Genomic DNA, 24,837 nt, shown 5'->3' with positions numbered 1-24,837 from the left:
TGTTGTTCCATTTATTTTCCAATCTTCATACGCCTGTTCATAATACACGGTCCGCCGCGTACGCCTCCAATGGGTTCTTTTGGTTTCCCGAGGGAGAGCATGCAGCGTCCCATGAGTGACGCACCGCGTGCCAGTCCGTCATCAACGAAGACGACATGGTCATTTGGATTATCAAAGAGGCCACGTTCTGTGATCCCTTCCATGATTATCTCCGGTTTTCTGCCGGATATTGCTGCCCGACCGGTGAATCCGATGGATGCGTTCGGGGGAATCAGATTCTCCTCTGCTGCGACATCCAGGAGGCGCAGGGCCATTCGTGCACAGACATGGTCAATGACCTGTGTAAGGACATCTTTCCCATGATTTCTATATATATCTGCCCCAATTTCCTTGAGTATCTCTTCTCCGCTGTAATCTGTCCCGCTATCGCAGCCAATCAGGGCAATACCTGATTCCATGGCAATATCAGCACAGAGTGGCACCTTACCGAAGTGTTTGCGGTCAGGGGGGACAATCCGGATGTCAATATTTTCATGGGCCTGCTCTTCATATTCAAGGACGATTGCATTCTTTCTCCGGGAAAGACCACCGACAATGCTTTTCTCTCCAAAGAGGTCAAGTGCCGTTCCCTTTCCTTCCTGCACCAGCCCCGTGCCGCGGACGATGGCATCAGGAATGGCGCCTGCAAGACCACAGAAATTGCCGATGGTTCGTGCAAAGGGATATTCAGCCTTTGGATCGACGTAACTCGTGATTCTGCCGTCCAGGGTGGTGCCGAAATCAATTGAGAGGCAGGGATTTCTGAAATCAACCGTGGTCCATTTCGCACCTTCCTTCATTCCTGCCATTGCGAGTTCTCCCTCCATCTCGTTTGCCACCAGTTCAACCCCTGATGAACCGATAGGGGGGGTGACTCCTGCAACAGTGCCGCAGAAGGTTACTTTGTCTGCAAAACTAAAGGGCTGGAGTTTTTTGGGGAGATTATCTTTTGACATGGGGGGTGTCATCTTCTTTGGCGGCACCCCGGCCATCAGACACCCGTTTGCAAGTGACTTCACGAAATCGCCTACCTGGTCCGGGGAATCCATTGCAGCAACGACACCGGTTGAGCGCACCACAAAGTCCAGGTCATCCTTAATGGAAAGCCCTGCATCCTTATGGCATTTTATCAGGGTATCTCTGACGAGTTCTGCAACAGACTCCTTTGTAATAGGAGTGCCCACAAGGGTTGTTCCAAAAATTTCTTCACCGGGTTTGGGCAGTCGGACGTCACGGCTCATTGAAACCGTTTTGTGAATAATATAGGAACGTCCGGTCTCCATGTTTGTGCCGGTAAGGATACATTTGGTGGTGGTATTGCCCATCTCAACAGATGCAACGATGAAATAGGGCTTCACCCGGTACTCCGGTTTCTGAAGCCCTGCACCCTGTCCTGATATTGGCGGGGGGGGACTTTCTACGATATTTGGTGTTGGTTTTTTAAACCGATCGAAAAAGGCACACATAATAGACCGTTATCGACTATCTGATGTTATATTTATCGATACCTCCGGACAGCAAATAAATCGTTGCGAAAAAAATGAAAATTTGGGTTATTTTTTGATTTGTGAGACTAATCGTGCCTGGAATCCATAGTAGGCAGAGAAGCCGACTGCATCATTCTGATCGATTGTTGTACTTTCAAAGGATACAAGATCATCGGAATAGATAGCTTCCTTTGCGCTCCTTCCGGCAACGGTCACGCTGCCTTTAAAGAGTATAAGATCAACGGTGCCGGTGACCCGTTCCTGTGTTTTGTCAATAAAGGCAGAGAGTGCCTGGAAGAGTGGTTCATCGATAAGGCCCATGTATCCCAGTTCCGACCATTTATCATCCACAATTGCTTTGAATGCCAGTTCGTGCCGGGTGAGGACGAGGCGTTCAAGGTCAGCATGTGCCTTCAGAAGAACGGTTGCTGCCGGGTGTTCATAGATCTCACGGGCCTTAAGGCCTAAAATCCGGTCTTCGATCATATCATTTCTGCCGACACCGCAGGCACCTGCAATCTCGTTGAGTTTCCGGATGAGTGCATAGCCACCGAGGCGTTCGCCGTCCAGAGAGACAGGCACACCGTTCTCAAACCCTAAAACCAGTTCGCGTGGTTCATCGGGTGCTGCAGAGGCTGATACGGTCCATGCATAGATGTCCTCAGGGGGGTGGAATGCGGGGTCTTCCAGCTGTCCGCCCTCAATGGATCTGCTCCAGCAGTTTTCATCAACGGAGTAGGGTTTGTCCTTTGCGACGGGTACCGGAATGCCGTGTTTTTCGGCGTAATCCATTTCCCACTCACGTGTCAGGTTCATCTCACGCATCGGTGCGATGATGTCAAGACCTTCCTTGCGGAAGACAAAGTCGAACCGCAGCTGGTCATTGCCTTTCCCTGTACAGCCGTGGGAGACGGTGGTCGCTCCTTCTGCCCGGGCGATTTTTGCAATCTCTTCAGCAATAAGAGGGCGGGCAAGGGCTGTTCCCATAGGATAGCCTTCGTATGAACCGTTTGCCTTGATTGACGGGAAGAGCTGTTCTGTGACAAACCGCTCTTTGATGTCAATGGTGTAGTGCTTGTCTGCAATCAGCTCACCTTTTTCGGTGGCCATCTGCATGTCTTTTTCCGGCTGACCGACATCGACTGCAACGGTAATGACGGTGTCAAATCCATACTGTTCTTTGAGGAGGGGTACACAGATTGATGTGTCAAGGCCTCCGGAAAATGCAAGAATTACTGTTCCCTTTCCCATGATGGTATTCTCCTGTATATTCAGAATAAAGATTCTGCTTCTATATTATGCGTTAGAATAGGTATAAAGTCATATCATTACGCTGGATTATCTCATCGCGTCCTGTTTTGTAGAAAAATATGCAAATATACAGCAGTATTGGTATATATACAGGAGATATTCTGTGTGGGAAGATACTGCATTTATCCTGTTTTTCCTCTTTATTTTATTATCCGGGTTTTTCCTCTGAATTTCATTATCTGGGTTTTATCCTGTTTCTCTCCCGGATGCTGCTGTATGTGTTTGCCTGTTTTTTCGGTTTATGTGGGAAAAAAAGGGGTGGGAGATAAAGAGTGATACCGGACGTTAGCAGACATAATCCACTGTTGTGAACGGTCAGGGTTCTTGTACGGTGCGCCGGAATTTCATCCCGGACGAAAATGCCTTGCCTGACGGTTCCCCGATGGTGTAATAGGTCTTTTTTAGTGAATCATACAGAAGTGGCCTGATTAAACTCATATCCGGTATTCCATCTTCCCCGCAGGCATCTTCATCTGCGAGTATCGAGAGAATTTCACCGATAATGAGTATATGCGAACCGATGGGCATCAGGTTTCGTGCCCTGCAGGCAATTGCAATGGGGCATTCTTCAATGTATGGTGCTTCAATGACATCGCTTGTTACCGGTGTCAGACCGGTCTCGGTAAACTTGTTCAGGTTTTTTCCTGAAGCGATACCAAAGTAATCTGTCTCTTTGACGAGGGATTCTGGTGGAATACAGACCATAAATTCACCCCGGTCTTTGATGTTTTCCCAGGTCTGCCGTGACTTTTGGATACCCACTGAGATGCAGGGTGGTTTTGAACAGCATATGCCGGCCCATGCTGCGGTCATTGCATCCGGCCTTCCGTCACTGCTGTATGTACAGATGAGGAGCACCGGGTTGGGGTAGAGAAGCGGCACCGGTGTGATGGATTTTTTCATGCGTCACATAATTCACGGCATCCAGATAATTGTTACGGTCTCTTTGGGGTGCCGGATGAGGAACTGGGCAGGATATCATAGTGGACATATGAGCAGCTGAAGTCCCGGGGCTGTCGTGGTGGTGTCCCGTCAGATTATCGTGAAAAATAATTATGAATCTGCCGTCAGGTTCATGTAAATATGCCGTCCGGGAATGAATGATTTCATCGTGCGGCAGGTCAAAAATAAAAACCTTTAAATATTATGATTCTTTGGGCAACTATAATGTGGCGAGAGCATGTGGATACCCGTTTTATCTTTCAGTTTTCCGTAATATTCCCGAATTTCTGTGGTAATTTAGCTGTTGTTGTGATAAATTTATTCGATATATTGGGGTTTTCTGGAAATAATTGACGTTTTCGGCTGTTATTTGAGTGTTGGTCGAATAAAAAATTACAGGGTTTAGCCTTCCGCGCTTTTGGTCGCTCCTGACGTATTATCCGGATGAAAATGTGCCGGAAAAATGATGGTCACTACTGCAGCAGGGATAATTTCGGCGAACCTTTTTATAGTGTCATTCCATATGTGGGGTAGTGGTTACATGCCTCATGGGAAATTTGAGATTTATAAGGATCGCTCTGGGGAATACCGATTCCGTCTAAAAGCAGCGAATGGTCAGACCATTGCAATCGGCCAGGGTTATTCCTCCAAAGCTTCATGTATGAAAGGTATTGCAAGTATACGAAAAAACGCTCCTGATGCGGAGATTATTGAACTGGAACTGTAGCATCTGAACAAAATTCGGACATTTATTTGTAACCCCCCCATGAGTTTGCGACATCTCTTTTTTTTTTGATAGGTTCGAAAATATTCGTAGTCAAAGATACTTAATTATCCCCCATTCTCCAATAGAAGCACATTACAGGATAATGGGTGTGTGGGGATAACAATGAATCAAAATGTAATCAGAGGGCTTTTGGGTGCCGGCATTGTCGTCATCTGTCTTATTGTCGGTGCGGGTATTCTTGCAGAACAACCTTCCGGAACGGAGAATATATCCGGGATACAGGTATTTACGTCGGCTTCATCGCTGTCTGCATATCTGGACAGTATGCCGCAGGCGGACAATGGGTATACGACCAGTTCTATGGGCATGGGTGGCATTGTCCGTGTTGCTACAGAGGAATCAATAACTGACAGTGCAATGCCACCGGCACCGGTTCCGGCGGCTACGCTACCGCAGGCATGGAAAGGAGAGAATTCAGATGAGGCAGAGACGTATTCGTCCACGAATGTCCAGGTGGCAGGAGTCGATGAAGCTGATTTCATTAAAAATGACGGGAAATACATCTATCTGGTAAGTGGTGGCCGGTTGGTCGTTGTGGATGCCTATCCCCCTCTTGGTGCGGGGATTGTTTCTGACACACCGCTCACCGGCACTCCTTCAAATCTGTTTCTTTCGGGCGACCGGCTTGCGGTTTTTTCCTCGCTTCGTGAAACGTCCTTTATTCATCCAGAGGGGAGTGCGGCACCTGTTCCGTACACCCGGGATGTGACACATGTCTATGTGTATGATGTCAGTGACCGGACAGCACCCAAAATCGTTCGTGACCTGATGGTGAGCGGCACGTATTCTGACGGCCGCATGAAGGGAACAGATGTCTTCCTCTTTACCCGTGAATCGGTGTCGCGCTACGGGGATATGCTGCAGATGCCGGAGGTGCGTGACGGTGACACACTCATCGCACAGCCACCCGTTTCTGTGCCGGATATGCCGGGGTATTCATGGCAGTTTACCACTGCCACATCCTTTGATATCCGTGACGGGACGGTCACCGATGCAGAATCTTTTTTGCTGGGATACGGGACCACGCTCTATGTGTCTGATGAGAATATTTACATCGCCTACGAGTGGCAGCAGCCATATTACCGGGGAGGATGGGACGGGTTTAACGAGGCATCAGGAGAGCCCCGTGAACAGTCTGTGGTTCACCGTTTCTCTGTTGCAAAGGGTGAAATAGCATATGCGGCCACCGGAACATTCCCTGGCCACCTTCTGAATCAGTTTTCTCTTGATGAATACAAGGGCAATCTCAGAGTTGCCACAACGGTTAACGAGTGGACACGGGATGCACGGGTGCAGTACAACAATGTCTATGTTCTTGGTCCCGACCTTGCCATAATAGGAAAACTGGAATACATCGCTCCGGACGAGAGAATATATGCCGCCCGGTTTGTCGGTGACCGGTTGTATCTGGTGACGTTCAAACAGATGGACCCGTTCTTTGTCATCGACCTTTCAGACCCGGAAAATCCTGCTGTCCTCGGCGAACTGAAGCTGCCCGGCTACTCTGATTACCTGCATCCGTATGATGATACTCACATCATCGGTATCGGTAAGGAGACGGTGGCAAATGAGTGGGGCGGGTTCACCACCGGCGGGCTGAAGATGACACTCTTCGATGTTGCTGATGTGAATAACCCGACTGAGGTTGATACGGTGGAGATAGGTCTTCCGGGCACTGACTCTGAGGCACTGAATGATCACAAGGCGTTTCTCTTTGATGCATCACGGGGAATTCTTGTCCTTCCGGTGCATGAAATCGTGAAGGTGCCAGTGACAGGGAAGTCATATGATGCCTACTCGACAAAATACTGGCAGGGAGCCTATGTCTATGGCCTGACACCAGAGACCGGGTTTGTTCTGAAGGGGACGGTGACGCACAACGCAGACCCACAGTCCGGATATTACTGGGGATCCCCTGACTCTGTGCTGCGATCGCTTTACATGGATGATGTGCTCTATACCGTTTCACGCACAAAGATGGTTATTAGTGGTCTGGAACATCCGGAGATGGTGTATGGGACAGTTACCCTTCCCATCTCCGGCGGGTATGGCGGGAATGTCGGCTATGATGGCATACAGGTATGATGACGGCCCCTGGCCGGTTCCGGATGTGATGATTGAATAATCGGTTCTGCAGAAATGCTTCCTGAATGAATTCTCCGGGGATGAATTCCCTGGAGGATGAAAGAGGCAATAATCAGGGCCGATTTGGTTTGGTCCCGGTTTTTTTGTGTGTCCTTTTTCCACCCTTTTTTAAGTCCTGTGTTTGGGGATTGGAGGGTAAAATGGGCGTATTTTTGGATGTCTTTTTCTTTCAAAAAAATACGGGTATAATGCCTTTTGTTTGCTATAAATACGGTTTATTGTGGATTATTGGGCGGCCTCTATTGGTGGGTATTTTGGGAGGATGTATTGGCTGCCCTGGCTGAGAACCGGTCACTCCGGGCTTCTGTGTGTATGTGTTTTCTCCCCCATATTTCGACAATTTCTCCACTTTGTTCCCCCTCATTTTATGTCCCTTCTACCACCCTTTTTGATTTCCTGCGTTGGGAAATTTAAGGGTAAAATGGGCGTATATTTGGATCTCTTTTTCAGCTGGAAAAAGATGGCTGTAATGCCTTTTATTTGCTGAAAAAACGGCATAATGTTGATTATTTGGCGGTCTCTATTGTCAGATATTTAGGGAGGATGTATTGGCCGTCTCGACTGAGAACCGGCCGCTCCGGGCTTATGTGTGGGTGCGTTTTTTGTCTCCGTCTTCGCCATTTTCCCACTCTTTTCAGGTATGTTACCTCCCTTTTTCTGTCCATATTCGTGCCGCTTGGTTTCACGCAATTTTACGTTTAGGGAGAAAAAAATAGGATGCCTCACAGGTCTGCAAGAGGCGTGAATTCCTCATCTTCAAGAATTATGTTCCAGCGTGCATCCGCCTTTCTCCAGCAGGCATCCTCCATCAGCCGCCTGATGATCTGGTCAAAGGTCTCTCCCTTTTCGCCGAACTTCCTCAGGTTCTCTTTGGTGTCAGAGGAGACCACTATCGTTGGAGCCATTATAATTGTCATATTGAATATAACGGTAATAAAAATTGTGGAGTGGGGGTATATGCCAGTTAATCTGCTGGGGTATCTGCCAGGGGGTGGGTATCCTTCACCCGCAGATACCGTCACAGACAGACAACAGAAGCCTCTCTGCCGCATCTTCTTTTGCCGACACCCGCTCTTCGAGTTCGTCGCAGAGTTTCATCAGGGTGTCCACCCGTTCGACGATGCGGTGCTGTTCGGTGAGGGGGGGGAGTGGAAGAATAATAAAAGTAACGTCATCACGGCAAATACCAGGTATAGCAATCCCTACACCTTTTTTTTGGAAATAATTATATTTCGATTTGATTAAAATAAATATGTATTTATAATCTACTTTAATACAATTTAAAGCCATTAATTGACGACTAATAGCTAATTCTTGAAGATTGACTAAATTATTTTTTCCTAATCCTGCACCTTTAACCGTAACCAGAATATTGTTCTTCTTCGATATTGTTTTTGGTTTATCAGTCCATTTTGAAATAATAGGATATTTCTCTCCAAAATCTATTGGTCCAGTAATATATGGGATACCTTGTGGGAAATCATAATAATCCGATTTTTGAATATGTTGTCCTGAGATTAATTCAATTAATTCACCTAACCTCGTCCAAACCCATCCCTCCGGCAGATCATACGGCACTTCATCCAAATCAACAGGCGGCAGAGCCTTCTGCTTCTTTATCTTCCCTTCCTTCACCAGCCTCGCCTTCTCTACCTGAATCTTCTCCAAAAGAACGGATGCCAGTTCGTCCTCTGGATTCTGCTCCACAAGGCGGCCCTGCACCGCAAGCTGCAATATGGTCTTTCTGAGTTCCGCAATGCTCTTTTTGTCGTCAAAGAGCAGGTCGAATTTATCGTGCAGAATCTCCCGTGCCGTCGCAGCCCCGTCAGGTTCTTTTGTATCAAAGATGGCGTTTAACGAGGATAAGAGAAGCATCCGCCGCCTTTCTGACTCGGTGTTCTGCCGGACTTCGAGTTCGTCACAGAGTTTCATCAGGGTGTCCACCCGTTCGACGATGCGGTGCTGTTCGGCGAGAGGGGGGATGGGGAAAGGATTACCTGCAAAATAATCTTTAGGAATTCTTTTTTGACCTGCTGATCCGGTCATTTTTGGAATGCCCCCTAAAATAAAATTTGGTGATTTGAGATATAATAGAACATATTTTGGATTTAATTGATTCCAAAAACCCCTGAAAACATGTAATTCTGTCGTACCTGCTCCAATACCATTTTTCAGATTAATTATGTGGGCAGATTTCCCATTTTGAAAACATGGTGTAATTTTTGCCAAAACTACATCATTTTCTCCAAAATGAGTGTAACCGCTTTTTATTTCACTCCAATTTTTTACGTCAGATATGGGTGGAATTCCATATTTTTCTGAGATGTAGGGCATTGGAATAAATGAAGTTTCTAAATCATCAGAAATATCCTGATTTCTTGGATTTATAGTTCCAATGTTTTGCAATTTCGTCCAAACCCACTTCTCCGGCAGTTCATACGGCACATCGCTCTCATCAACCGGTGGGAGAGCCTTCTGCTTTTTTATCTTCCCCTCTTTAACAAGCCTCGCCTTCTCCGCCTGAATCCTCTCCAGAAGAACGGATGCCGGTTCATCCTCCGGATTCTGGGGGACGAGTCTGCCCTGCACGGCCAGCTGAAGGATGGTCTCCCGGAGTTTCGGGATGCCGCCCTTTGCCTTTGCCAAGGTCTCAAAATTGTTTTTGAGGATTTCTACGGATGTTGATTGATTATCACAGCACTTTCTGGATGCTGATGCTTCCGGTACACCTGATGTCATACCTTACCTCACCCTCAGTTCTGGCATTGCATGATACCGTTCAAAAAGCTCTGTATCATATATCCAGCCAATTGTTCCGGTACTGTCTAATGCGATTTTATTATCCCGCAGGAGATGTGCGATTTCTCTATTTATCTCACCGGATGACATCCCGAAACCGGGCATTGATGCAAGATCATCAGCCCTGAAATGACCGGAATATCCCATTAAAAATTTAGAGAGGGCCGTCATCTCTCCAGTGCCCCACGAATCTCAGACAACAGCTCTGCCCGGATATCATCCGCCGCCGCCCGTGCCGACTCGTACTGTGCGAGGATCTCCTCCGGGTTGCCGAGGTCAATCTCTTCCACATTCGGGTTTTTGATATCCAGGTTGTAGTTGTTTTTGATGATATCTGCAACCGGCACACGCCATGCCTGTTCGGTTTCTGTCCGGTTGTCCCACCATTCTCTCTCCGGTTCAAACTCAGCAATGCGGATGGGTTTCGTCTTGTTATACGATTTTGCGCCAACAGGATACGGGTGTTCGTAATACCAGACATCGGTTGTCTTCCCCTCCTTTTCAAAGAACAAAAGATTCGTTTTGATGCTGGTATAGGGACTGAAGACGCCGTTGGGGAGCCGCACAATCGTATGCAGATTAAATTCAGAGAGAAGCCTCTCTTTTATCTTCGTCTTCACCCCTTCCCCGAACAAAAACCCGTCCGGAAGAACGATTGCACACCGCCCGCCTGCCTTCAGGCGGTGCATAATCATCACGAGAAAGAGATCCGCCGTCTCCCTTGTTTGGTATGTGGCCGGGAAATTCTTCTCAATCCCGTCCTCCTCCTGACCCCCGAACGGGGGATTCGTTACAACAACCTCAACCCGGTCACTTTCAGTGTAATCACGGAGAGGGCGTGCAAGAGAGTTGCCGTGCACAATATTCACCGGCACATCAATCCCGTGCAGAATCATGTTGGTGGTACACAGGAGATGCGGGAGAGACTTCTTCTCCGTCCCGGAGACAGAGCGCTTCAGAATCTTTTCATCCTCAACTGATTTGACATCCGCTTTTCTCACCAGATCAATAACCGATGCCAAGAATCCGCCTGTCCCGCAGGCCGGGTCCATCACCCGCTCGCCAAGCCGGGGATTGGTCTGCTCCACCATAAACTGCGTAACGGCTCTCGGGGTATAGAACTCTCCCGCATTTCCGGCACTCTGGAGGTCCTTTAAAATCTTCTCGTAAATATCCCCGAAGGTATGGCGGTCATTTGTGTTGTTGAAATCAATTCCGTCCTCTATCTTGTTGATGACCTGCCGAATAAGGGTCCCGTTCTTCATGTAGTTGTAGGAATCCTCAAAGATGGCGCGTATCACAAACACCATCGAATTTGCACCGTCTGGTGTGGGCAAATCCTTCAGTTGTAGGAAGAGAACGTTGTTCACAAAATCAAGGAGTTTGTCTCCGGTAATCCCCTCAGAGTCAGACGCCCAGCTTCTCCACCGGAGATTTTCCGGAATTGGTGAGGCGTACGTATCGTATAAGACCTCACACTCTTTCTCGCGGTCATCAAGTATCTTTAAAAACAGCATCCAGCCAAGCTGACTCAGCCTCTGCGCATCGCCGTCCACCCCGGCGTCCTTTCGCATGATATCCTGTATTGATTTTATTGTTGCACTGACGGACATAAAAAAACCTGATTATATTCATTCACTCCCAAAAAAGAAAAGAACGCCCATATTGTTATCTGAAAATTCAGCACTCAGCACTATAAAGACATGTCTCAAGGCCACGGATTGCTTTCATATAATTATTTCTGCCGCCGAAGATGTCGTTTATTATTTCAACCGGCGTTCCGAAACTGCTGATCGGATCAACCCGTAAGACCTCCATTGACTCCATATCCAAAAGACCTTCATCAGAATATTTGTCTAAAATCGCGTCTAAAACCTCGCGGGCCTCTTTGCCGAACCGGTCAAAATATGACTGTTTTCTCACTTTTTTTGCCCGATCTTTTCGTGATAGCGGAGGTCGGTCAAATACCACATGACAGATGAGATCAAACGGATCATACTCCGCTCCCACCTGCTCTTTGAGTGCATCAATTAAAACCCCTTTTTCCTCAAGTTCGCGGACAACAGCCGACTTTCTCTTTGCATCCGTCCAGTGGTTCAGGAATTCATCAAGCGTGGGGTAATCCTTTGCTACCGCATTTTTGGTGAAGTCCTTCAGAGATTCGGTAACAAGTCTGCCATTAGCGCTGTAATACTGCACACGCTCGGCAACAACAGAGACCTCCACATCATTCACATAATACCGAATTCTCCCATCGCCCTGATCGGGATCGGTATCCTTTTGTTTATGCTCAAAGTCCGGATCAAAATCATCGTCAGGTAATGCAGGTCCATCCCAGTCAGGATCTGAAAAAAGCTCTGTTGCCTTTCTGAAATCCATAATGGTAAAGAATTTCTTTCCAAATTCCTCATTGATACGGGTGCCCCGACCGATAATCTGCTTAAACTCGGTCAGAGATGAGATTTGCTTATCAATAACAATCAGTTTGCACGTCTGAACATCGACACCGGTTGTCAGAAGTTTGGAGGTCGTTGCAATTACCGGATACCTCTCCTCGGGCATCATAAAATGGTCAAGTTCGGCTTTTCCGTCCTTGGAATCACCTGTGATTCTCATCACATACCGCTTGCTCTTCTGCGCATATTCGGGTAGTGCATTTACCAGATACTGGCGCATCCGCTCGGCATGATCGATATCCTCACAGAACACAATCGTCTTTCCGTACGGATCAGTCTTTCTCATAAAGTCTGCGATTCTGCCTGCAACAAGCTCTGTTCTCTTCTCAAGAATGAGTTCCCGATCAAAATCCTTCTGATTATAAATACGGTACTCAATCTCGTTGCCGTATTTATCGGTCTTGCCTGCCTCAGGTATCCAGCCGGAAAGATCCCTGTCGATATCAATACGAAATACCCTGAAAGGAGCTAAAAAGCCGTCCTCAATGCCCTGTTTCAGTGAATATGAGTAAACCGGCTCCCCAAAATAATTGATATTCGATACATACTTTGTCTCCTTCGGAGTTGCTGTCATACCAATGTGTGTTGCTGAGGTAAAATAATCCAGAATCTCACGCCATGCTGAATCATCCGCGGCACTTCCCCTGTGGCATTCATCGACAACAATCAGATCAAAAAAATCCGGTGAAAATTTCTTAAATATCTTCTTTGATTCATCTTCCCCCGTAAGTGCCTGATACAGACCAAGATAAACCTCAAAACTCTTATCCACTGTTCTGTTTTTAATCTTGGTCATGGCATTGCCGAAAGGCCTGAAGTCATTGTTTTTGGTCTGATCAACCAGAACATTTCTGTCCGCGAGAAAGAGAATCCTTTTCTTGGCGCCTGATTTCCACAGCCTCCATATAACCTGGAACGCCGTGTATGTCTTCCCTGTCCCGGTTGCCATCACCAGAAGAATTCTCTTCTGCCCTTTTGTTATGGCTTCAACCGTTCTGTTTATTGCATTAACCTGATAATAGCGCGGCGATTTCCCGGAAGCATCTGAATAATAATCCTTTGTGTAAAGTGATACAGCCTCATCGGAAAATCCCTTCCATGCACGGTATTTCTCCCAGAGCACAGAGGGGCCAGGAAATGTATCAAGGGACAATTCAAGCTCAATCCCTGAAGATACGGTCTTGTCGTGCATTAAAAAAGCATCGCCGTTTGAGCTGAAGACAAAGGGAACATCAATCATATCTGCATATTCAATTGCCTGCTGCATCCCGTGACCGACAGAATGGGTATTGTCTTTTGCCTCGACAATTGCAAGAGGCATATTGGATTGGTAATAGAGGACGTAATCAGCAAATTTCCGTGTCCCTCTTTTCGGAACGCCCCCTCTCACAAGGAACTGTCCTTTGGTAAGATTTACCTCCTCTCGTATCTGTGAGTGTAAATCCCATCCGGCATCAATAATTGCAGGAGTGATGTATTTCGTGCGAATTTCACATTCACTCATCGACCGTTTATCAAAACCCTGCACAATTTTTGCTCCTTTAATAACAATATGAGGATTGCATACTTATATGTTATTTATATAATTGAAAAAATCTTCAGCCAGTAGGGATTTATTCCGAAAACAACGGTATTTTTTTTCTTGTATCATCTCTTGCAAGCGGTCCCGTGATCGTCAAAGATTGGAATTAAATGAATATGAAGAGGACACGGAAAAAAAGAGTATTTTGAATGGAAATATTTCAGGCAAACGGGCTGTCCTGTTTGAGGGCTGCAAGGAGAAGGCTGACCCCTGCCTCAACGTCACCGATATCAACGATTTCCACCGGAGAGTGAATATATCGTGCGGGAATCGAGAGGGGGATGCTCGGGATACCGCCTCTCACAAGGTGAATGATGGTTGCATCCGTATTGCCGCCGGTGCCGACTTCCAGCTGGTAGGGAATATCTGCCTCATCTGCTGCCTCACGGAGCCAGTCGGCAAGTTTCCAGTCGGCCATCAGACCACGGCCCTGTGCACTGACAAGAACTAAGACCGGGCCTTTTCCCATCACCGGTGTTGCTTCTTTCTTGGTGACGCCGGGGTGGTCACCGGGGATGGTCACATCGGTTGCAATCGCACAGTCCGGGTCAAGGGTGAATGCACTGACTTTTGCTCCTTTCAGGCCGAGTTCTTCCTGCACCGTGAAGACACCGTAGATGGTATGCGGGGTGGTGGTCTCTTTGAGTGCCTTGATGAGGAGTGCAACACCGACACGGTTGTCCATCGCCTTGCCGGTAACCCGGTTGTTTGCAAGTTCGGTAAACTCCCGGTCAATGGTGACTGGTGTACCTATTTCAATACCAAGACCTGCGACGTCTTCAGCGGATGTGGCCCCGATGTCGATGAAGAAGTCTTCGATTTTGACTACTTTCTTGCGTTCTTCAGGGGAGAGAAGGTGTGGTGGTTTTGCGCCGATGACACCAGGTACATCCCCGTTCTTTCCGTGGAGGATGACCCGCTGTGTGTAGAGTACCGGGGCAAACCATCCGCCGATGGGAACAAACCGGATGAATCCGTCATCATCGATGTACTGGACCATCAGGCCGATCTCGTCCATGTGGGACGCAATCATTATTTTAAAGTCACCGCCACGTCGGATGGCAACGAGGTTGCCCATCGCGTCTTCCGTAAATTCGTCCACATGGCCTTCGAGTTCGGTCCGGACAATTTCACGGATGGAACCTTCGTAACTGGAAAGTCCGTGTGCATCTGAGAGTTTTTTGAGAAGTTCTTTTACCATAGTATTTTCACTGTCCTATTGTCTGAATGCGTTCGAGTGCTAATTGGATGTCGCTTCGTGAGGCCGCATAACTGAACCTCGCGAATCCTGCAGACCGTTCGCCGAATGCGTCACCCGGGATGATGACGACGCCTGCATCGATGATGGCACGGAATGTCTCCGGTTCCATCGGGACGAACATATAGAATGCGCCGTCCGGTTTCGGGAAGGAAAATCCACATTCTAAGAGGCCATTGTAGAGCATCTCTCTCCGGATACGGTATTCATCCCGCATCGCGGTGACACAGGCATCGCCGCCGGTGTATGCCGCAAGTGCTGCATACTGGGAGATGGACGTAGCACAGGTCTGGCAGTTCTGGTGCACCTTGATGGCTTCTTCTATTACCTCATTGGGGCCTGCCATAAACCCGAGGCGCCATCCGGTCATGGAGTAGGTCTTACTGGTGGCATTGATGGTGATGACGTCATCTCCATACCGGGCGGCGCTGTAATGCGTTTTGTCGTAGATGAAGTGTTCGTATACTTCATCTGAGATGATGGTGACGCCGTGGTCGTTGCCATACTCAACGATGGCACGGATGGTCTCTTCATCCTCAACAGTCCCGGTTGGATTGCCCGGTGAGTTCAGGACAAAGACACGGGCCCCGTCCATCTGTTCCTTGCATGCCTCCACATCAATCCGGAGGTCCGGTGTAAGGGGCACCCCTTCCGGCCTGCCGCCGGCAAGCACGGTGCATGCCTCATATGAGACAAAACCCGGGTCCTGGAAGAGCACGCGTTCCCCTTCCCGTACCAGTGTGGTGATAGCCACATACAGCGCCTCTCCTGCACCGGCGGTGACAATAATATCACCGGGCGTCTGGGAGATGCCGTTCTCCCGTGCGAGTTTGCCGCATATTGCCTCGCGCAGTTCCGGGAGACCGTAGTTGAAGGTGTAGCCGGTGTAGTTGTTTCGTATTGCCTCAATCCCTGCCTCTTTGACGTGCTCCGGGGTGGGGAAATCCGGCTGGCCGATGCCGAGATTGATTGCATCAGGTGATGCTGCCTGGAAAAATTTTCGGATGCCGGACATCTCGACATCGCGTACACGCTGTGATATTCGTCCTGTATAGGTGGTCATCCTGTTTCTGTCACCTACTCAATATTTGCATGTCTGCCTTTGAGGTCTTTCTCCTCGCACTGCGTAATTTCCATAATTGATGACACGATGGCATCGGAAAATACCATGGCCGTTGTCTCAAAGATGGTGCCCAGAGGTGCAAAGGAACGGTGTTCCCCACGCATCTGTCTCACTTCATATTCGGCTGATTCATCCTTGACATCATCACGGTGGCTCTCAATTACCGCAACACAGTCTGCAATCCGCCCGATGCGTGAGTCTTTCTTTGATGTAACGAGACAGAGCCGTCCGCCGATGGATTTCGCCGTCTCACAGAGTTCGGCGATGGACTTTGTCTCTCCTGACCCTGAAAAGGCCACAATCGTGTCCCCTTCTTTCATGGCAGGAGTAATCGTTTCACCGACGACATAGGAATGCATCCCGAGATGCATCAGCCGCATGGCAAATGCTTTTGCGACGAGACCTGACCTGCCGGCCCCCATCACATAAATCCGTTTGGCACTGAGCAGTTCATCGATGAACTGCCCGACTCCCTCATTTGAGAGTGATTCGGCAGTCGATGAGATGGTGGACGCCATCAGTTTCATCATGTCCTGGACATTGCCTGCATAGCAGTCATTCATTGCACCGTACCTATTTCTGATAAACTACATGAGTGTTGCGAATAACCGGCGGGAAGGGAGAGGGGAGGAACGATTCTGATGACGGTATTTTTTCTCAATTACCACCTTCTTGTTGACATCTCCGTATTGTGTACCCTTTTAAGGCAGTATGGTAAAGATGAATATAGATATGGACATTACTCCGCTCTCCCCGTATTACCAGCGGGAGGGGGCTGCACTGTACTGCGCTGACTGCAGAATTCTTCTGAGGAGTATGCCTGAATCATCGGTGGATATGATCTTTGCCGACCCGCCATACAATCTCTCCAACGGCGGATTTACCTGTCAGGGCGGTAAGCGTGTGCCGGTGGATAAGGGTGAGTGGGACGCTTCAGACGGGTTCGCAGATGATCTCTCCTTTCATCAGGACTGGATTGCTGCCTGCCGGCGTGTCCTGAAAGATGAAGGGACGTTGTGGGTGTCAGGGACCTATCATTCCATCTATGCGTGCGGGTATGCCCTGCAGAGTGCAGGATTTCATATCCTAAACGATATCTGCTGGTTCAAGCCGAATGCACCGCCGAATCTCTCTGCGAGGTTTTTTACGGCAAGCCATGAGACGATAATCTGGGCACGGAAATCGCCTGATGCCCGCCATACATTCAATTATGAGGATATGAAAGGGGGTGACTGGCATGAGGGAGATATGCTCAAAAACGACGGAAAACAGATGCGCTCCGTCTGGTCCGTGCCGGCACCGCGTAAGGCAGAGAAGGCGCACGGAAAACATCCGACACAAAAACCGCTTGCGCTCCTGAACCGGATTATCCTTGCTGCAACAAATCCCGGTGATCTGGTGGTGGACCCCTTTACCGGCAGTTCTACCACAGGCATTGCCGCAGTTTCCCACGGACGAAGGTTCATTGGCTCTGATGTCAGCCCGGAATATCTGGATATGTCTGTCGGGCGGTTTGAAGACCTTTTAAATCAGGAAAAATAAATATGCGCAAACCGGGAAAACAGAAAAAAGGAAATAATTGATTATTTCTGTTTTTCAATCTCTTCTTCAACTTCTTTGTATCCTTCTTTGTAGAAGGATTCCTCATCGGGAGCCAGCTGATGGAGCAGGCGGAGGAATTCCCCGGCATGCACTTTCTCTTCGTCTGCGATGTCGCGGAGCACTTCCTGTGCAAGTTTGTTGTCTGTCGACTCTGCAAGCTGGACATAGAGCTGGATAGCCTCATACTCCGCAGAAACCATGAAGCGTATTGCACGGATGAGTTCTTCTTCAGTTAGTTTTCTGTCAGCTTTCATTCCTGAGAATGGTGATCCAAATTCCGGCATTTCTTATATCACTCCTATATTCTTTCCAATATGTGTTGAGACTCTTAAGTCTTTTTGAATTGAAAAATACCGAAGAGGTATCTTCATGTATGCATCCCGTTCAACCTCTTTATACGGAGACGATATACGATGAAGAAGAAGCAGTCGTGGAATGATATTGCCGGGGACAGTGTCGCAGAGAAGATGAAGACCCTTGGGATAACTGTCGGAAAAAAGATCGATGTGAGAAAACTGGGAGAGATTGCGGATACCTTTGGGATTGAAGCGGTGCTCTATTTCGAGAAGGAACTCGCAAAAACCTCTACCTATGAAGCTGATCTGAAAGATTTTGCCGGGGATGATGAATTTAACCGGCCGTTTATCCTCGCAAATTCCTTTATAAAATTTGGATCGAAGGAAGACCCGACATTTCCTTCCCGTCTCATAGAGTTCCCTATGATGATCTCCATTACTGAGGTATCTGAACGTCATGACGGGTCCCGTGTTATCCCGTATATCAAAGGGCTGATGCCGTTTCTGGATGAGTTTGACGTTGATGCCGAACCGGAAGGGACGTTTATTAAATAACTGAATTTTCCCCTGTTTTTAGGGTATTTTTTATTGCAGAGCAGGCAGTAATAGCAGGCTGTATATATCCATACTATTTGGAGAGGACTGTGTGATTTCAATGAGAGAGGGTGATATTCATGGAGGCACTGTTTCAGGTGAGACTATCCGGGTGGTAAATCCTGCCACCGGGGGTCTGGTTGGTGAGGTGTCTGCGGGGGGAAAAGATGCAGTGGCAGCTGCTGTTGAAACAGCAGAAGCAGCACAGGCTGGTTGGGCGAAGCGGGACCCCCGGGAACGAGGGAAGATTCTGGGTGCTGGTGCCCAGGCCATCCGGGCACATCTGGATGCACTTTCTGCCCTTTTGACAGCAGAACAGGGCAAACCGCTGCATGAGGCCCGAAACGAGATACAGGGGTGTGCAAATGTCCTTGAATATTACCATTCAGTCTCCGGGTCTATCAGGGGAGAGTGCATGCCGCTCTCGTCATACGGCCTTGCTTATGTCCTTAAAGAACCGGTCGGTGTCTGCGGTGCGATCATCCCATGGAATATGCCAGTGTTAATTTATGCATGGAAAGTGTGCCCGGCCCTTGTCGCGGGTAATTCAGTGGTGGTCAAACCAGCGAGTTCGACCCCCCTTACCACTATCCGTATTGCAGAGATTATGGAGGCAGCAGGCCTTCCTCATGGAGTGCTTCAGGTGGTGACAGGGTACGGAGATGCCGCCGGTGCTGCGCTTGCCGCCACCCCGTCTCTCGGTCATCTCTCATTTACGGGCGACACAAAGACCGGAGGCGGGATATCCCAGGCGGCGGGGAGAAACAGTGTGCCGGTTACCCTGGAACTGGGTGGCAGTGATGCGATGATCGTCTGCCGCGATGCTGATCTCCATGCGGCAGCGGCCGGTGCTGTTGCCGGCCGGTTTTATAACTGCGGCCAGACCTGCACGGCGGTCAAACGGGTGATTGTTGATGCATCTGTGAAAGAACAGTTTACCCGTATCCTCTGTGAAAAGGCGGCAGGTATTACGGTGGGAGATGGCAGTCGTCCGGGTGTGGGTATGGGCCCCATGAATAATGCGCAGGCACGTGACGGTATCTGCGGGATGATGGACACATGCCTCTCTGCCGGTGAGGGCACCCTGCTTTGTGGCGGTGGTATCCCGGATGGTGCACATTATGAAAAGGGACTCTTCTATGCACCGACCGTTGTGGCGGATCTGCCGGATGACTCTCTTCTCCTGAACTCCGAAGTATTCGGGCCGGTGTTGCCAGTAATCTCCTCTGATAGTCTGGACGATGCCATCAGAATCGCAAACAGTACACGCTATGGTCTGGGTGCTTCGGTCTGGACCAATGACATCAAAACCGCTATGATTTCCTCATCACAGATTGATGCAGGTGTTGTATGGGTGAACCAGCATCTGAAACTTCCCCCGGATGTGCCGTTCGGGGGCATGAAAGCGAGCGGGACGGGGAGAGAAAATGGATCGGGTGCGTTTGAACCGTATCTGCGTTCAAAGACCGTGCTTGTCAAATCGTAACAGGTGGTATCGGGGCTGACTCTCTGTCTCTCTCTTGCTCACAGGTATTGTGCGATGGAGATACATGGGGTCCCCCCGTTCCGGTAAGAGATACATTTTTTCAAATTATGCAAAAGGAAAAACAGAATATGAAGATACTATCGTGGAATGTGAACGGTATTCGTGCAGTGGCACGGAAAGGAAACCTGCAGGAGGTATTTGCAAATGTTCAGCCGGATGTGCTCTGTCTGCAGGAGACGAAAGCGCACCCGGATCAGCTTACCGGAACGATACGTCATCCAAAAGGATATTTCTCGTATTTCTCCTGGGCAGAGAAGAAGGGATACAGTGGTGTGGCCACGTTCTCACGTGATGAAGTGCCTTCGGTGAGAAAAGACTTCACAGAACCTCATTTTGGAGATGAAGGAAGAATTCTCATCACCGAACATCCGGAATTTCTGTTGTACAATATTTATTTCCCGAACGGCAAGGCATCCAAAGAGCGTCTCGGATACAAGATGGCATTCTATGAAGCCTGCCTGACAGATGCGGTGGGACAGGTGGACAGCGGCAAAAATGTCATCATATGTGGTGATGTGAATACGGCCCATACTGAGCTTGATCTCTCCCGTCCAAAGGAGAATGCAAAGGTTTCGGGTTTTTTGCCGGAGGAACGTGCATGGATTGACCAGCTTATTGATGCCGGGTTTGCTGATACCTTCCGCATTTTTGAGAAGAATGGTGGGCATTATTCGTGGTGGGACCTGAAATCACGGGCACGGGACCGAAATGTCGGATGGCGGATTGACTATTTCTTTGTTAATGAGGCACTGGTGGACAGGGTTACTGCTGCACCCATTCTGACAGATATTTATGGTTCTGATCACTGTCCTGTCTGCCTGGAATTACGGTAACGGAGGAAAATAGTGAAACATGTTCCCGGATGACAGAAGACACCGTCCGGTAATTTTCTCTCTTTCTTTTTTCATTATCATAATAAACCTGATAACGGTCAGCAGGTGCAGGCGTCAGAATGGTGTCTTCACCGCTGAAGACGCTAAAAAAAGGGGAATTATTCCTCAGTTCCGAGGTAAATTGCCAGTGCGTCCTCTACTGAGGCACCATCAATGGTGAGCGCAGAGATGGCATTGCACATCCGCATTGCTTCGCCCAGAGGTTTCTGGTGGATATTACGCCCGGTTGCATTTCCTGCGCATCCGCCGGTGTGGAGCTGGTCATACAGCTGTGTTAAGAATGCTTCTGCAGAGACACTGGAACCGCCTGCACAGACAACCTTTGTTCTGCCGGCAGCCAGTGTTACCTCTTTGAGTATTTCTGCAGAGGACTCGCCATCCTTTTTCGGTGCATTGACCTTCACAAAGTCACTACCCAGCGTTGCGGCGACACCGGTTGCTCCTGCAATGAGGTGTGGGTCTTTTTCGTCACCGACAGCAGTGCCCCGTGGATATATCCAGAGGACGGTCAACAGACCATTTGCGTGTGCTTCAGAAATAAGCTGTGCAGCTTCACGCAGCATTCGTGACTCTTTCTCACTGCCAAGATAGATGGTATACCCGATGCCGGCGATATCAAGGCCGGTGCTGTTCCGCAGGTCGACAACCTGCCGGACGGTGAACAACTGCGGGCTGTACGGGTCTTTCTGGGCGGTCTTGACAAGGTGGGTTTTGGAGTTCATCTTGACAAGATACGGGACATCCGGATAGTCCATTGCATACCGGGTAATGAGACCAAGCTGGGTTGCAAAGACACCGATTCGGCTTTCCTGTGCAATCCTGAAGAGGTGCTCAGGGTCTGCGTCATCCTCTGCAATGCCTTCCCCATAAAAGTCATTGTTCATGTGCTCGACCTTCTGATCTCCGGCAAAAAGCATCAGATTGCCCGAGCCCTGCGTAACGAGGAGATAGTTATCGATATAGGTGGCTTTTGCTGATTCCGGCACATCAAGCGGAACCAGTACATTACAGTCATCAGTCATACCTCATCCTATTATTTGGGAGATACTTATTGTTTGCCAGATGTGCCGGAGATCCGGTGCCTGAAAAAGGTGTTTTTGCCTGATCATGTGATCATGTGTACGTATTGGGGAATATTTTCCCGTTTTCCCTTTCCCACACGGCCGTGGCCACAGGTGATGCGGCACGGATTCTTCGGGCAGTGTTATAGACACTGGGTGTCTTCTGTGGGTCCGCTCTGTCAAGGACATGCAGTAATATTTCAATGAGCGGTGCCTGATGTTCTTCTTTCATCAGGTCAAGATTGCCAAATACGGAAAGCATGTTCCCGGTGCTGTACTCATTGACCGGCGCAAGTGTGAGGAGAACCTCTTCGAGAAGGGATCTTCCTTCCTCTGTTTCCAGTGATATCTTTTTGTTCTGGGCAAATCTGCCGAAGAGTGCCCGCTGGTCATTGGCCATTTCAAGGCTGAAACTGTCTGATTGTGCTGCATCACGGATGAATCCGATATCTTTTACTGATGCAATGCCGGCAAGAGAACTCAGATATGTCTCCCAGGCTACAGGATTGTTCCGTGATTTTTCGTAGCAGTCACGGATAATGTCTGAGCGCTCTGGACAGCTGCTGTTCACAATGTGCCCAAATGCGATTACCCTGTCTGTTGCGGTTGTTCCTTCCCAGTACTGGCGGATGAGTATGTCGTGCACGTCCGGTGTGTCCATGGCTGCAAGGAAGAGGAGTGCGGTGTTTTTCACCTGCCGCCGCTTCAGGCGGGCGACATCGCCTGCAATACCATCCGGGCAGGGAACGTCTGTTGCATATGCGGTGTAGACATCCGAGATGATGGTGAAATGCTCTTCTGCCGTAGCTTGTATCAGCCGTCTGCGTGCCTGATAGAGGTCAGCATACCGGTGTGCGTAGCGTTCATCTCCCACGGCGTCAAAGATGGTCAGAAAGAGTCCGCCTGCCTCAGAAAGAAGTTTTTCGTCAGAGAAGAGGTCTGCAATAAGGTGGGTGAGAGCACTTTCTACCGGTGCCCCCGTGTCTTCCATCAGGCGGATTATTTCTGTCTCACAGAGCCGGGTGAATGCCAGAAACCGGCTGGTGATGTCATCATCGTATTTTGCCTGGAGAGAGAGGGCTTCTGTGCCGGGATCATACACAAGCCTTCCATAGAAAGCAGCCCCGCGGTTCAGGGAGACGAAGGCAGGTTCATCCTGTTCTGCAATGACAATGGTGTGGTCCGGCGTATTCATCCGGAAACAGCCGGATGCCGTCTTCTCTCCGGAGTGGCTGAATACCGCGTAGGTGACCGGCATCTCCCATTGTTTTTTGTCTGGCCGCTGCTGTTGGGAAAATGAGAGGGTCAGTTCCTGTTTTGCAGCATCATATGCGTGCGTTGCTGTTATGACCGGGTATCCGGTCTGTGTCAGCCATGTGTCGGCAAAATCGGTGAAATTCTGGCCGGATGCTTCTTCGATTGCGTGTATCCAGTCGTTCCGTGATGCGTTTTTGTGCTGGTAGCGGGCATGGTACCGGGCAAGCCCTTCTGCAAATGCCTCTTTGCCTGTCAGGGTCTCGATCATCCGGACAAACTCCGGCGACTTGACATAGGTGACGCCGGTAATAAGTTCATTCGGGTCATTGAATCCTTCGGGCTCAATAGGGAGGGCACTTGCCCCGCTGTCAAAAAAGAGCGTGCCGCCCGCAGGTGAGAGCAGGGTGAGGACAGTTTCCAGACGGGTATAGTCTTCACCAAAATGGAAGGCATGGTAGGCATTTTCGATATGCACGGTCACTGCCTCATTCAGCCAAATTTCAAAGGGGCTTATGCCGGTCACTTCTGATCCATTCAGGTTATGGTAGAACTCATGCACCTTTACCCGCATCAGATACTCAAATGCTCCATCGGTGGCATCCGGAAACGCGAGGAGGCGGTTGGTGGTGATGGTGGTATTGCCCACATTCTCCATGCCGCCAAAATCTGAGTTCTGCATCCCGATTTCACGGTAGACAGTGCCGGTATATTTGTATCCGGGCGTGATTGTCCCGTTCATCTCCAGAAGAAGGGAACGGATGGCCCATATCTCATCCTCAGGTGCTCCGCTCTGTATCAGGCGGTCCCGTTCCCCGGACAGGCGATACATCTCCTGCCGTGTAACAGGTGTTCTATACCACTCCCGGCCGGTGAAAAGATAGATCCACTGAATGCTGTCTGCGAGTATTTCCAGTGCGTTTTCTGCGAGGGCAGCATCTGTTCCCGGTGGTCCTAAGAGTTCGAGAGTGAATGCGGTGCCGTCCGGATATTCAAACGGGCGGGTGAATGTCTCATATGTCCCGACACCGAGGAAGAAGAGATAGGGGGCCATCGGGGTGACACTGTTGTCATAGGTGATGCTGTCCCGCCCGTCTGCAACCGGATGGCGGGAAATCGTAATATCACCGTTACTGATGAGATTGGTGTAGCGGTTGTCAGCGATGATGGTGGTGGTGTAGGTGCATTTTGCGGTCATATCATCGATGCAGGGCACAAGGCGCTGGAATCCCCACTGCTGGCACTGGGTTATCTGCTGGGGCGGGGCACCTTTTGGAGTGACATCATAGTAGAGGCCTTCGAGGATATTCGAGGTTGGATGACAGATGGTTTCGGTGTGGATAGCAAATTCTTCATTCGGCATAACGGGCTGTCTGAACTGAATGTGCAGCAGACTTTTTTCGGTGTCACAGGTGTATGATATTTCGTGTCCCGGGGCTGAAACGCTTGTAATTTCAAGATTTTTTGCATTCAGGGAAAGGGTTTCAATGGGTGTATCATGTGCCCTGAGTTTCATCTGTGACTGCACTATGGTCCGGGTATTGTAGATATCAAACGTCAGGTCCATATGGCAGACATCAACAGGAATAACCCCGAAATCAGATGGATAATAGGTAAATTGGCGCTGACCGGTCATGGGTTCTGATTTGTGGGGGAACTACA

At 49.1% G+C, this 24,837-nt stretch carries 20 protein-coding genes; 6 read left to right on the top strand and 14 right to left on the bottom strand.

Features of this window, described 5'->3' with window-relative positions; all coding sequences use genetic code 11:
• Positions 1–11 precede the first annotated feature (11 nt).
• The 3 genes from L0665_RS01110 to L0665_RS01100 all read right to left on the bottom strand — a co-directional run bounded on the left by L0665_RS01110 (position 12) and on the right by L0665_RS01100 (position 3,740).
• Complete coding sequence (locus L0665_RS01110; protein WP_274923887.1) at positions 12–1,505, bottom strand: methanogenesis marker 14 protein; 1,494 nt, start codon at positions 1,503–1,505, stop codon at positions 12–14.
• 87 nt (positions 1,506–1,592) lie between these two features.
• Positions 1,593–2,777, bottom strand: a complete 1,185-nt coding sequence (locus L0665_RS01105; RefSeq protein ID WP_274923886.1) for an argininosuccinate synthase — start codon at positions 2,775–2,777, stop codon at positions 1,593–1,595.
• A 375-nt stretch (positions 2,778–3,152) separates the two neighbouring features.
• Complete coding sequence (locus L0665_RS01100; protein ID WP_274923885.1) at positions 3,153–3,740, bottom strand: flavin reductase family protein; 588 nt, start codon at positions 3,738–3,740, stop codon at positions 3,153–3,155.
• Positions 3,741–4,320: 580 nt separating this feature from the next.
• Between L0665_RS01100 and L0665_RS01095 the strand changes: the two genes are divergently transcribed.
• Positions 4,321–4,506, top strand: coding sequence for a YegP family protein (locus L0665_RS01095; RefSeq protein ID WP_062398771.1), 186 nt, complete (start codon positions 4,321–4,323; stop codon positions 4,504–4,506).
• A 162-nt stretch (positions 4,507–4,668) separates the two neighbouring features.
• Positions 4,669–6,651 carry a beta-propeller domain-containing protein gene (locus L0665_RS01090; RefSeq protein ID WP_274923884.1) on the top strand — a complete coding sequence of 661 codons (1,983 nt, stop codon included), beginning with the start codon at positions 4,669–4,671 and terminating at the stop codon, positions 6,649–6,651.
• Positions 6,652–7,433: 782 nt separating this feature from the next.
• Here L0665_RS01090 and L0665_RS01085 read toward each other — a convergent pair.
• The 8 genes from L0665_RS01085 to hxlB form a co-directional block, all read right to left on the bottom strand.
• On the bottom strand, positions 7,434–7,616 hold the full coding sequence (locus L0665_RS01085; RefSeq protein ID WP_274923883.1) for a hypothetical protein: 183 nt from the start codon (positions 7,614–7,616) through the stop codon (positions 7,434–7,436).
• A gap of 97 nt (positions 7,617–7,713) precedes the next feature.
• Positions 7,714–9,300, bottom strand: a complete 1,587-nt coding sequence (locus tag L0665_RS01080) for a restriction endonuclease subunit S (protein ID WP_274923882.1) — start codon at positions 9,298–9,300, stop codon at positions 7,714–7,716.
• 153 nt (positions 9,301–9,453) lie between these two features.
• Positions 9,454–9,681 (bottom strand): hypothetical protein, encoded by a 228-nt coding sequence (locus tag L0665_RS01075; RefSeq protein ID WP_274923881.1) that lies wholly within the window; start codon positions 9,679–9,681, stop codon positions 9,454–9,456.
• Entirely contained in the window at positions 9,678–11,123 is a 1,446-nt protein-coding gene (locus tag L0665_RS01070) for an N-6 DNA methylase (protein ID WP_274923880.1), read from the bottom strand. Before L0665_RS01070 ends, L0665_RS01075 begins: the two co-directional genes overlap by 4 nt.
• Positions 11,124–11,190: 67 nt before the next feature.
• Entirely contained in the window at positions 11,191–13,494 is a 2,304-nt protein-coding gene (gene hsdR, locus L0665_RS01065; RefSeq protein ID WP_274923879.1) for an EcoAI/FtnUII family type I restriction enzme subunit R, read from the bottom strand.
• Between the two features lie 214 nt (positions 13,495–13,708).
• Positions 13,709–14,749, bottom strand: a complete 1,041-nt coding sequence (locus L0665_RS01060) for a M42 family metallopeptidase (protein WP_274923878.1) — start codon at positions 14,747–14,749, stop codon at positions 13,709–13,711.
• Between the two features lie 7 nt (positions 14,750–14,756).
• Entirely contained in the window at positions 14,757–15,869 is a 1,113-nt protein-coding gene (locus L0665_RS01055; RefSeq protein ID WP_274923877.1) for a pyridoxal phosphate-dependent aminotransferase, read from the bottom strand.
• Between the two features lie 14 nt (positions 15,870–15,883).
• Positions 15,884–16,492, bottom strand: coding sequence for a 6-phospho-3-hexuloisomerase (gene hxlB, locus L0665_RS01050; protein ID WP_274923876.1), 609 nt, complete (start codon positions 16,490–16,492; stop codon positions 15,884–15,886).
• Between the two features lie 148 nt (positions 16,493–16,640).
• Between hxlB and L0665_RS01045 the strand changes: the two genes are divergently transcribed.
• Positions 16,641–17,471, top strand: coding sequence for a DNA-methyltransferase (locus L0665_RS01045; RefSeq protein ID WP_274923875.1), 831 nt, complete (start codon positions 16,641–16,643; stop codon positions 17,469–17,471).
• A gap of 41 nt (positions 17,472–17,512) precedes the next feature.
• On the opposite strand, the gene L0665_RS01040 is transcribed toward L0665_RS01045, so the two are convergent.
• Positions 17,513–17,815 carry a ferritin family protein gene (locus tag L0665_RS01040; RefSeq protein WP_274923874.1) on the bottom strand — a complete coding sequence of 101 codons (303 nt, stop codon included), beginning with the start codon at positions 17,813–17,815 and terminating at the stop codon, positions 17,513–17,515.
• 129 nt (positions 17,816–17,944) lie between these two features.
• On the opposite strand from L0665_RS01040, the gene L0665_RS01035 reads away from it, so the two are divergent.
• The 3 genes from L0665_RS01035 to L0665_RS01025 all read left to right on the top strand — a co-directional run bounded on the left by L0665_RS01035 (position 17,945) and on the right by L0665_RS01025 (position 20,800).
• The gene (locus tag L0665_RS01035; RefSeq protein ID WP_274923873.1) at positions 17,945–18,382 is read left to right on the top strand and encodes a hypothetical protein; all 438 of its coding nucleotides are present in this window, start codon (positions 17,945–17,947) and stop codon (positions 18,380–18,382) included.
• Positions 18,383–18,482: 100 nt separating this feature from the next.
• On the top strand, positions 18,483–19,907 hold the full coding sequence (locus tag L0665_RS01030; protein ID WP_274925692.1) for an aldehyde dehydrogenase family protein: 1,425 nt from the start codon (positions 18,483–18,485) through the stop codon (positions 19,905–19,907).
• A 128-nt stretch (positions 19,908–20,035) separates the two neighbouring features.
• Positions 20,036–20,800 (top strand): exodeoxyribonuclease III, encoded by a 765-nt coding sequence (locus L0665_RS01025; protein WP_274923872.1) that lies wholly within the window; start codon positions 20,036–20,038, stop codon positions 20,798–20,800.
• A gap of 158 nt (positions 20,801–20,958) precedes the next feature.
• On the opposite strand, the gene L0665_RS01020 is transcribed toward L0665_RS01025, so the two are convergent.
• Together L0665_RS01020 and L0665_RS01015 are read right to left on the bottom strand one after the other, a co-directional pair.
• Positions 20,959–21,882: a beta/alpha barrel domain-containing protein gene (locus L0665_RS01020; RefSeq protein ID WP_274923871.1), complete on the bottom strand. Its 924-nt coding sequence runs from the start codon at positions 21,880–21,882 to the stop codon at positions 20,959–20,961.
• Between the two features lie 91 nt (positions 21,883–21,973).
• Positions 21,974–24,811 (bottom strand): M1 family metallopeptidase, encoded by a 2,838-nt coding sequence (locus L0665_RS01015; protein WP_274923870.1) that lies wholly within the window; start codon positions 24,809–24,811, stop codon positions 21,974–21,976.
• Positions 24,812–24,837: the final 26 nt, after the last annotated feature.

This window comes from Methanogenium marinum, assembly GCF_028912405.1.
Taxonomy (GTDB): domain Archaea; phylum Halobacteriota; class Methanomicrobia; order Methanomicrobiales; family Methanomicrobiaceae; genus Methanogenium; species Methanogenium marinum.
This window is presented reverse-complemented; position numbering and strand designations above follow the sequence as displayed.